This is a genomic window from Mesorhizobium sp. ORS 3428, from assembly GCF_001854785.1.
In the GTDB taxonomy this organism is placed as follows: domain Bacteria; phylum Pseudomonadota; class Alphaproteobacteria; order Rhizobiales; family Rhizobiaceae; genus Mesorhizobium.
The window spans coordinates 1-10,169 of the sequence record NZ_MDFL01000008.1; the positions used below are offsets into that span (position 1 = coordinate 1).

The following is a 10,169-nucleotide window of genomic DNA, read 5'->3' on the forward strand; positions in this document are numbered from 1 at the left end:
GCCACGCGGCGCGCTGCCACCGCAGATCCTGCCTCGACCATCCCGTCCCCAACCGAGGCTGAGACCTATGCGGAAATTGGATGAAATCGAAGTGGTCGGGCTGATCGGCTATCCTTGCGATGGCGAGTACATAGCCGTGGTTGACAGTTCTGGCGATTCCGACTGGCTGCTGGGAGGCGAGTTGTGCCGGCTCAACGGGGTAACTTTGACGCATCAGGCCGCCGTCCTGCTCAAATACTACCCGAACGGAACCCGCCTTGTAATAGCGACAATAGAGGGAGACTCGGTCGTTGCGATCCGGAAATATTTGCCGGCTACCGAAAAAGGCGTGCTCTCGATGAATGCGGCCAACGAAGAGAAGCTTGAGACTGCAGCCCCTTCCACAGAGGACACGCCGCATGCCTATTTCCGCGCGGCTGCGATGCTGCGCGATTCCGCCCCCATCTCATTCGATACAAGCACCGAAATGGCGCTATCTGCAATTGCAGCCAAAATGAATCTCGGACGCCTCGACGTCATTCGCATCGCGCTTCGCGAATGGTTGGCGATGCACGAAAGCGCGCGGTTCCCGACCGATGAAAGCGCGTGATATCGCTCGACGGCGATGGATGGTTCGCCAAAGCCGGGTAGCTGTCGATCCTGATTGAAAGCCGAGACACATGCCTCGGAAACTTCGGCAGAGGGCAGACTACGGTTCGATCGTACGCCGGCCAGTACTCGGCTCCGTCAAACGCTGCCGCTCTCGCTTGCTTCAGCCCTGCGCCGCCTGATCGCCTCGGCGATGAACACACGCGACAGCGCGTGGTAGAGCGGCTCGTGCGAGATCAGCCGCGCCGTGCCGTAGCCCAGTACCGCCGCGCACATCAGCGCGATGACGTTGTCGTGATTGCCGGTCATTTCGAGGATGATGACGAAGGCCGTCATCGGCGCCTGTACGACGCCGGCGAAATAGCCGGCCATGCCGAGCAGCGCGGCCAGGCCGGTGCTGGCGCCGAGGATCAGGCCGAGGGTGCTACCGACACCGGCGCCCACCGCCAGCGACGGCGCGAAGAGGCCGCCCGGAATGCCCGACACCATCGAGAGCAGGCCGGCTGCGAATTTCTCAAGGAAGAAGAACGCCGGCAACGGCGAGCCTTCGATGGCGCCGCGAGCCTGCATGTAGCCGGTGCCGAAGGTGAGGCCGTTCGAGGCAAGGCCAGTCGCGGCAACCGCCAGCCCGCAGATGCCTGCAACGAGCAAGGCGCGCCACAATGGCTGTAGCGCGTTCCAGCGCCGGATGCGCCGCGTGATCTTCAGCGCCAGCAGCGAAAACAGCGCGCCGAAGCCGCCGCCGATGACGCCGCAGACGAGCACCAGAGGCCAGTCGGCCGCAAAGACGACAGTTTGCCTGGCGACGCCGAAATAGGTGTAGTTGCCGAGCAGCCCAAGCGAGGCGAGGCCGGCGAGGATGACCGCCGTCAGCACCAGCCCGTTGGTGCGCGATTCATAGGCGCGGCCCATCTCCTCGATGGCAAACACGATGCCGGCAAGCGGCGTGTTGAAAGCGGCGGCGACGCCGGCGGCGGAGCCGGCCAGGATCAGGCCACGCGCCTGAGCCATGCCGCCCCAGCGCGCCGCCTGCAGCATCAGCGAGGCGCCGACCTGCACCGTCGGCCCCTCGCGGCCGATCGAGGCGCCGCAGAGCAGACCGATCACGGTGAGCGCGATCTTGCCTGCCRCCAAGCGCAGCGAAAGGAGATGCCCGCGATCCTCATCGTCGCGCAAGTGGCGGGCGGCGATCGCCTGCGGAATGCCGCTGCCTTGCGAGCCTGGAAAGAAGGAATGGGCGAGCCAGGCGCAGAGCACGAAGCCGRCCGGCGTCATGATCAGCGGCAGATAGAAGCGCCAGCCGCCATCGCCGCCGGTGACGATATGGAAAAGCGCCTGCGCCCGATCGGCCAACATTGCGAACARCACGCTGATCAGCCCGATCGACAGGGCGCCGGCCCAGAAGACGAGCCGCGGCTGCCAGACGCGCCGCGACCCCCAGATTGCCTGCGAGCGCCGCAGCATCGGGTATTTACGCGATATGCTGCCCATGTTTATCCCTTTCGAGCAATGGCTCGACCTAATGCATGTCGCCCAAAAGTGCGCGGCGGTATTGCGAGAACGACATGCGTAAATACAAAGACTGGAAGCGTGTCACCTGAACCCGGTTCAGCGCGACGCGCTTTAGCACGGCGCCGCGTCGGGTTGAACCGTGCGGCGCTGCGACAGTCAGCACCCTTTGTCCGCATGACTCCGGCCTCAAGCTGTGCTATGCGCCGCGCTTCATTTCGGGCACGATGCTGAAATCGGCCGCAAACCGCTTATATTGGCGCAACCATGACCCTTTCATTCGATCTGACCGCCGAGGGCGCACGCGACGCCTTGCGCGCCCGCGCCGCGGCGGCCGAGAAACCGTCGCTGATCGGCCTGACCCGGGCCGAGCTCGGCGCCGCCCTCGTCGCGGCCGGCATCGTCCCGGAGCGCCAGGCGAAGATGCGGGCGCAGCAGCTCTGGCACTGGATGTATGTGCGCGGCGTCTCCGACTTCGCGCATATGTTCAACATCTCCAAGGAACTGCGCGCAGCGCTTGGTGAGCATTTCACCGTGGCGCGGCCCGAGATCGTCGAGGAGCAGATCTCCTCCGACGGCACGCGCAAATGGCTGTTGCGCTTTCCGCCGCGCGGCGCCGGCCGGCCGGTCGAGATCGAGACCGTCTATATCCCCGAGGAAGGCCGCGGCACGCTCTGCATCTCCTCGCAGGTCGGCTGCACGCTGACCTGCTCCTTCTGCCACACCGGCACCCAGAAGCTCGTGCGCAACCTGACCACGGAAGAAATCCTGGCGCAGTTGCTCACCGCGCGCGACCGGCTGGGCGACTTCCCCGACCGCGACACGCCCGACGGCGCCATCGTGCCGGCCGAGGGCAGAAAAGTCTCCAACATCGTCATGATGGGCATGGGCGAGCCGCTCTACAATTTCGAAGCGGTGAAGAAGGCGCTGCTGATCGCCTCCGACGGCGATGGGCTTTCCCTGTCGAAAAGGCGCATCACGCTCTCGACCTCCGGCGTCGTGCCGGAGATTGCCCGCACCGGCGAGGAGATCGGCGTCATGCTGGCGATCTCGCTGCATGCCACCAATGACGACCTGCGCGACCTGCTGGTGCCGATCAACAAGAAATATCCGCTGAAGGAGCTGATCGCCGCCTGCCGCGCCTATCCCGGCCTCTCCAATGCCCGCCGCATCACCTTCGAGTATGTGATGCTGAAGGACGTCAACGATTCACTCGACGACGCCAAGGCGCTGGTGAAGCTGCWGAAAGGGATCCCGGCCAAGATCAACCTGATCCCGTTCAATCCGTGGCCCGGCACCAACTATCAGTGCTCGGACTGGGAGACGATCGAGAAATTCSCCGACTACATCAACAATGCCGGCTATGCCTCACCGATCCGCACCCCGCGCGGCCGCGACATCCTCGCCGCCTGCGGCCAGCTCAAGTCGGAATCGGAGCGCATGCGCAAGGCGGACCGACTGGCACTGGAAGCCATGATGATTGCAGGGCACGGCGAGGCGTGAGGCGTYTCATCGCCTATCTCGTCCGCTTCGCCGTCATCCTGGTCGGCTATACCGTCGGCTCGCTGGCGGCGAGCGCCTTCATCAACATCCTGTTCCTGGGCTATTTCGGCTATGCGCCGGAACTCGGGCATCCGACGATCGCGCCCGCGCTCTATTTCTCGGTGCCCTTTGTGGCGCTGTTCGTCGCCTATTTCGCCTTCATGCCGGCGGCCGTCGTCATCCTGATCGCCGAAGTGCTCGGCCGCCGCGACTGGCTTTTCTACGCGCTGGGCGGCGCCGTCATTGCCGTGGTCTTCCTTGGCTTCGCGCATGATTTCGGCGATGCCGATTTCGACGTCACCGACACCAATGTGAGGCTCGCCTTGATCGGYAGCGGCATGGTCGGCGGCATCTTCTACTGGCTCTCCGCCGGGCGCTTTGCCGGCAGCTGGCGCCGCGAGCCRCTGCTCGATCCGGACTCCTGAGTCGTCAGGGCGCTAAGGCAACTATCTCGCCTGCGCGGTCAGGATCTTGAGCGCGAAGGCCGAGAACACCCCGCCGAAGCAATAATCGACCACACGCGTGACGCGCGGGCTGGCCTTCATCGCCGCCGCGAACTTCTCCGCCGCCAGCACCATCGGCGCCGTCACCGGGATCGACAGCACGATGAACATGACGCCAAGGAAGAAAAGCTTGCCCGGCGCATGCGGATCATGCGCGGAGACGAATTGCGGCAGGAAGGTCATGAAGAACAGGATGATCTTCGGGTTGAGCAGGTTGACGCCGAGCCCGGCCGCCCAGCTGCGGAACAGCGATATCTGCGGTCCCGTCTTCTTCTCCGGCGAGAAGGCCGAGCCTTTCGTTACCGCCTGCCAGGCCAGGAACACCAGGTAGCCGGCGCCGAAGATCTTCAGCGCGAAGAAGGCCATGGGCGAGGCCACGATCAGCGCCGAGACGCCGACCACCACCAGCGTGGTGTGGATGAGCGTGCCGCAGAGCGCCCCGGCCATCGAGGCAAAGCCTTTGGCGCGGCCCTGGCTCAGCGTGCGTGACACGAACAGCGTCATGTCCGGTCCCGGCGTGATCGCCAGGATGACCGTCGCGATGGCAAATTGGATCAGCGTCGAAGCGTCGGGAATGAAGGACATGGCTCGCCCCTGCGGGAAGACCGGTTTCTATAACGCAGCTGCCTTGCCGATGCCAGCGACTAACCGGCGCGGCCTCTGGTCCAGCATTGGCAACAACGGGGCTCCAGGGCAATCGCTTGAGGCAATTGTTGACGCCGGCGCCGCCCCTCATTGCCCTGCCGGGCATTTCTCCCCGTATAGTGACGGGGAGAAAGGGCTGCCTCAACGCTGGCCCCCTTCTTGCAACGTTGCGAATTGGCGAAGTCATCGACGAGAGCGCCCCTCTCCCCGTCACAATGCGGGGAGAGGATGCCGGCAGGCAGGTGAGGGGCAGCGCCGGCATAGGAAAGGAATTCGAATCAAGGCATTGCCTTCGTCTCTTGCATGAGCCGGAAACGCCGTGATACTCGCCCCGAACCTCTTTTACCCGCGGGACCGCCAAAAATGTCCAAGATCAAAGACGTGAAGAAAGTCGTGCTCGCCTACTCCGGTGGCCTCGACACCTCCATCATCCTGAAATGGCTGCAGACTGAGCTCGGTGCCGAAGTCGTTACTTTCACGGCCGACCTCGGCCAGGGCGGCGAGCTGGAGCCGGCGCGCCGCAAGGCCGAGATGATGGGCATCAAGGACATCCGCATCGTCGACGTGCGCGAGGAGTTCGTCGCCGACTTCGTCTTCCCGATGTTCCGCGCCAATGCCGTCTACGAAGGCACCTACCTGCTCGGCACCTCGATCGCCCGGCCACTGATCTCCAAGCATCTCGTCGAGATCGCCAGGGAAACCGGCGCCGACGCGATCGCGCATGGCGCCACCGGCAAGGGCAACGACCAGGTCCGCTTCGAGCTGTCCGCCTACGCGCTGAACCCCGACATCAAGGTCATCGCGCCGTGGCGCGACTGGTCGTTCAAGTCGCGCACGGACCTCCTCAACTTCGCCGAGCAGCACCAGATCCCGGTGCCGAAGGATAAGCGCGGCGAGGCGCCCTTCTCGGTCGACGCCAACCTGCTGCACTCCTCCTCGGAGGGCAAGGTGCTGGAGGATCCGTGGAGCGAGCCGCCGGAATTCRTCCACCAGCGCACCGTCTCGCCGATGGACGCGCCCGATGTCGTCACCGAGATCGAGATCGAATTCCTCAAGGGCGATCCGGTCGCRCTCAACGGCAAGAAGCTGTCGCCGGCCACCATGYTGGYCGCGCTCAACGACCTCGGCCGCGACAACGGCATCGGCCGCCTCGACCTGGTCGAGAACCGCTTTGTCGGCATGAAGTCGCGCGGCGTCTACGAGACGCCCGGCGGCACCATCCTGATCGCCGCCCACCGGGCGATCGAATCGATCACGCTCGACCGGGGTGCCGCGCACCTCAAGGACGAGTTCATGCCGCGCTATGCCGAGCTCATCTACAACGGCTTCTGGTTCTCGCCCGAGCGCGTGATGCTGCAGGCGATGATCGACAAGAGCCAGGAAGACGTCGAAGGCACGGTGCGCCTGAAGCTCTACAAGGGCAACGTCATCGTCACCGGCCGCAAGTCGAAGAAGACGCTCTATTCGGACGCCCTCGTCACCTTCGAGGACGACCGCGGCGCCTACGACCAGAAGGACGCCGAAGGCTTCATCCGCCTMAACGGGCTGCGGCTCAGGACGCTCGCGGCGAGGAACCGGCGCTGAAAACTGCTGATCACCCCGGCTTTCGCTAACTTCCTGCATAGCAAGAAAAAACCCGGCATCTCTGCCGGGTTTTGGTTGGTGAACGTCAGAAAATTCTCTCAATCCGCGTCGATCGCCTCGGCGATGCGGGCGATGGCCTGTTGGTAGACGCTGGYGGAATTCCAACCGGCGATTGCGCTCATATTCGCCTCATAGCTCGCGCCGGCCTGCCAGCCATGACCCTTGAGGAAGTTGGCGGTGGAAGYCAGAGCGATATTCCTGTCGCGTAGATTTCCGCTGCCCACCCCATACTTCAAGACATTTCYGGGCAGGAACTGCGTGTGGCCGATCTCGCCGTGCATGGCGCCGACGGACGAAGCGGTCAACGCTCCGCGGTCGACAAGCTTCAGCGCCGCGATGGCATGCGGGTAAAAATACTCCGGGCGGCGGCAATCATAGGCAAGGGTCAAGATGGCCGAGATCGTGTTCTGGTTGCCCATGGAGGCGCCGAAGCCGGTCTCCATGCCCCAGATGGCGAGCAGCACACCCGGCGGCACGCCATAGGTCTGCTCGATGTCGGCGAACATCGCCGCATTCTGCTTCTTCAGCGCGCGCCCCCTGGAAATGATCGCGGCTGCGCCGCGGCGCTTCATGAACTCCTCTACCGAGCCGCTGAAAGCCTTGTGAATGGCGCGGTCCGCGGCGATCGTCCTTGTCGCGTAGGTCGCGCTGGCCAGCGCGGACAGGCCCCTCTGACCTACGCCCTCAGCCTGAGCTTCAGCGGCAAACTGCTGCTTCCACGCGTCGAAGCCGGCGCCGTTCTTGCCGCAGCTGGGGGCCGCCTGCGCGCCTGTCGCGAGGCCAAGTGCCGCCACCGTGGCGGCCACGAAAATCCTTCCCTTGGCAAAAAWTGCCATCTTGTTCTCCTGATTTGCCTGAATCACGTCCCGGTTRCAAATTTGCCAGTGAAACGCCCGGTTGTCACCGCCCTCCCGAGGAGGGGACGCAGCGCTCGATGCTGGCGAATGGCGGGGAATTTGCGCATGATCAAGCGTTTATTATGGCAGGCCTGCTCATGGCAGACTTTCCCGCCCTGGACACCGCAGATGGCCGGACTTTCCTTCATGGTTCCGGATGCGATGGGCCGCATCGGCAGCCGATGGCGCAAGGCACGAACGTAGCCGCCAAGTCATCGCCCAACGCGCGTCCACATAGTCTCAGGACGCCAAAGATATTCCGCGCAAACTCGCCCTCTTACGTCGTTTTGACAGCTTTGCCGAAAGAAGGTGGAACAATTCGTGAGCCGGCGACGGCACTTTAGCTGGAACGCATAAGGTGTGGTTTCGTTTTCAAGCCCGAGGGGAGCGTGAAAACGGAGAAACATCATGAAAAGCGTATTGTTTCCGGCACTTGCCGGTGCGGTGCTCGCCATGTCGGGCGCGGCCCTCGCCGATACGCCCGTCTCGGCCGTGACGGACTTGAACGTCCGGGCCGGCCCCGGCCCGCAATATCCTGTGATCGGCGTGCTGGCCGCAGGCCAGTCGGCCACGCTCAGAGGCTGCATCGAAAACAGTAAATGGTGCACCATCGCTGAAGCCGGCGGCAATGGCTGGGTCTATTCCGACTATGTGACGGCCGATTTCGGCGGCACCCGCGTTATCGTGACGCGCCGGCCGGCCGATGCCCGTATCGCTGTCGTCGCGCCGCCCGCCGACGACGTTTATACGCAAGACTATACCGGCTCCATTATAGCGAGCGAGCCGATTGAGCCGATCGTCAGGCCGCCGGCCGAGGTAGGCACCTATATCGCCACGCATCGGGTCGAGCCGGTCTATCTCGAAGGCGAAGTCGTGACGGGCGCGGTCCTGCCCGACACAGTCGAGTTGAGCGAGATCCCGGATTACAACTACCGCTACGTCTATGTGAACAACCAGCCCGCGCTGGTCGATCCGGGCACGCGCCGTATCGTCTATGTGATGCGCTGACCGGGCGCTGATTATGGCAGGCAGGCCGCCACGGATTGGCGGCCGCCTCCTGTGCTGGGCGATGGCCTCGCTGCCTTGCCCGTAACAAGCACGATTGCGCGCAAGTCTGCGATCTCCTAGATCATGCGACCCGAAAGCGTTCGGCAGGGGACCCGCGTGATCGACAATGCTGCCTTCGGGCGCTACCGGCGCTCGCCGAACGAGAAAACCACCCTGCTGCGCCTTCTGCTGGGAACGGTGGTCGTCGTTTTCTTCTGGCTCGCCATGACGCTCGTCGTGCTTGTTGCCGGCACCTACGCCTTCATCGTCCTGCGTCTTCCCGGCCCTGCGACCGGACAGCCGATGCAGGATTTCCTCGGCTCGCCCATCGGCATTCTCACCGCGCTGGCGTCGTTCGCCGGCATCTGGATCGGTCTCTGGGCGGCGATGCGCWTCGTCAATGGCGAGCCGCTCGCGGCGCTGATCGGCACCACTCGCCGCATCTCGCGCGACGGCTTCCTGAAGGGCCTCGTCGCAGTGCTGATCACTTCGCTGTTCTCGGAAGTCCTGCTCTATTGGCTGCAGCCGGAGATCGCTCGCGGCTCGATCGCCTTCTCGTCATGGCTGCTCTTCCTCGTGCCGATCGTGCTTCTCGCCTTCCTGCAGACATCCTCGGAGGAGGCTCTGTTCCGCGGCTACCTGTTGCGCGGCCTTGCCAGCCGGTTTGACAGCCCGCTGGTGTGGGCCGGGCTGCCCGGGCTTTTGTTCACCGCCCTGCATTGGAGCACGGCCTCGACGCTTGCCATCAATGCCTGTGTGCTGGTCTCGATCGCCACCTTTGCATTGCTTCTCACGCTGTTGGTTTATGTCACCGGCAATCTGGGCGCTGCCTTCGGCGCCCATCTCGGCAACAACCTCACCGGCTTCCTTCTGATCTCGCACCAGGCGAGCTACAATTCCTTCGCCCTGTTCAACGCCAAGCCGCTCGAAGGTCCAGGCTGGACGAATTGGGACGCCGTGCTGATCGCCGCGATCGGCATTGCCAGCACGCTGCTGACGATGCTCTTGCTTTTGCATCCACGCTCGCCTTTGAAGGTAGGGGCAAGCAATTCACGAACGGACGGGCTGTCTTGATGCGCATCACGCTGGTGGCGGAACGCACCATTCCCTGCAAGGGCTATGGCGGCACCGAGCGGCAGGTCGACTGGCTGGCGAGCGAGCTTTCGCGGCAAGGCCACAAGGTTGTCCTGATCGCCGGTCGCGGCTCCAGCCATCCGCTCTGCGAGGTACGGCACGCGTCTTCGGCGGCCGAATGCCGCGCCGCGATCCCGGCCGATACCGACATCGTGCATTTCCATGGCTGGTATATCGAGACGCCGCCTCCGTCGCTCTGCACGATRCACGGCTTTGGCCCGGGATTCCCGAAGCGGGGGCGGAACTGGAGCTTCGTCAGCGCCAGCCATGCGCGCAACCACGGAGGGGAAACCTTCGTCTACAACGGGTTTCCGATCGACGCCTATCGCCTCGCCGCCGCCAAGACGAACCGGCTGCTGTTTCTGGCCGGCATCGCGCGCGCCGGCAAGAATCTCAACCGGGCCGTCGATCTCGCCAAGGCATTCGATTTCCAGCTCGACATCGCCGGCGGCTGGCGCTGGCAGCTTTTGCAGCGCACGAAGGTTCGCCGCCAGGGCGTCTTCTTCAAGAGCCTGGGCCGCCGCTTCCGTTACCACGGCATGGTCGACGGCGATAGAAAGCTGCGCCTGCTGGGCGAGGCCAGGGCCTTCCTCAACCCGATCGCCTGGGAAGAGCCGTTCGGCATGGCGCCCGTCGAGGCGATGCTCTGCGGCACGCCGGT

General features: G+C 64.1%; 10 protein-coding genes. 7 read left to right on the top strand and 3 right to left on the bottom strand.

Features of this window, described 5'->3' with window-relative positions:
* The coding region (locus ORS3428_RS03660) for a hypothetical protein (RefSeq protein ID WP_210185679.1) at window positions 1-589 on the top strand (589 nt) is incomplete at its 5' end.
* Between the two features lie 137 nt (window positions 590-726).
* Here ORS3428_RS03660 and ORS3428_RS03665 read toward each other — a convergent pair.
* A complete protein-coding gene (locus tag ORS3428_RS03665; RefSeq protein WP_071094680.1) occupies window positions 727-2,079 on the bottom strand; it encodes a chloride channel protein in 1,353 nt (450 codons plus the stop codon).
* 285 nt (window positions 2,080-2,364) lie between these two features.
* On the opposite strand from ORS3428_RS03665, the gene rlmN reads away from it, so the two are divergent.
* Complete coding sequence (rlmN, locus tag ORS3428_RS03670) at window positions 2,365-3,600, top strand: 23S rRNA (adenine(2503)-C(2))-methyltransferase RlmN (protein WP_071094682.1); 1,236 nt, start codon at window positions 2,365-2,367, stop codon at window positions 3,598-3,600.
* Window positions 3,597-4,064 carry a hypothetical protein gene (locus ORS3428_RS03675; RefSeq protein ID WP_071094684.1) on the top strand — a complete coding sequence of 156 codons (468 nt, stop codon included), beginning with the start codon at window positions 3,597-3,599 and terminating at the stop codon, window positions 4,062-4,064. Before rlmN ends, ORS3428_RS03675 begins: the two co-directional genes overlap by 4 nt.
* Window positions 4,065-4,085: 21 nt before the next feature.
* Here the strand turns inward: ORS3428_RS03675 and ORS3428_RS03680 are convergent, their stop codons facing one another.
* Complete coding sequence (locus ORS3428_RS03680; protein ID WP_071094686.1) at window positions 4,086-4,727, bottom strand: LysE family translocator; 642 nt, start codon at window positions 4,725-4,727, stop codon at window positions 4,086-4,088.
* A gap of 423 nt (window positions 4,728-5,150) precedes the next feature.
* Between ORS3428_RS03680 and ORS3428_RS03685 the strand changes: the two genes are divergently transcribed.
* Window positions 5,151-6,371 carry an argininosuccinate synthase gene (locus ORS3428_RS03685; protein ID WP_071094688.1) on the top strand — a complete coding sequence of 407 codons (1,221 nt, stop codon included), beginning with the start codon at window positions 5,151-5,153 and terminating at the stop codon, window positions 6,369-6,371.
* Between the two features lie 98 nt (window positions 6,372-6,469).
* Here ORS3428_RS03685 and ORS3428_RS03690 read toward each other — a convergent pair whose 3' ends face one another.
* Entirely contained in the window at window positions 6,470-7,267 is a 798-nt protein-coding gene (locus tag ORS3428_RS03690) for a lytic murein transglycosylase (protein ID WP_071094696.1), read from the bottom strand.
* Window positions 7,268-7,735: 468 nt separating this feature from the next.
* Between ORS3428_RS03690 and ORS3428_RS03695 the strand changes: the two genes are divergently transcribed.
* From ORS3428_RS03695 to ORS3428_RS03705, 3 genes are all read left to right on the top strand, one after another.
* Window positions 7,736-8,335, top strand: coding sequence for a DUF1236 domain-containing protein (locus ORS3428_RS03695; protein ID WP_071094690.1), 600 nt, complete (start codon window positions 7,736-7,738; stop codon window positions 8,333-8,335).
* Window positions 8,336-8,491: 156 nt separating this feature from the next.
* On the top strand, window positions 8,492-9,448 hold the full coding sequence (locus ORS3428_RS03700; protein ID WP_338011908.1) for a CPBP family intramembrane glutamic endopeptidase: 957 nt from the start codon (window positions 8,492-8,494) through the stop codon (window positions 9,446-9,448).
* A partial coding sequence (locus ORS3428_RS03705) for a glycosyltransferase (protein ID WP_071094694.1) occupies window positions 9,448-10,169 on the top strand: 722 nt, incomplete at its 3' end. The genes ORS3428_RS03700 and ORS3428_RS03705, both read left to right, overlap by 1 nt.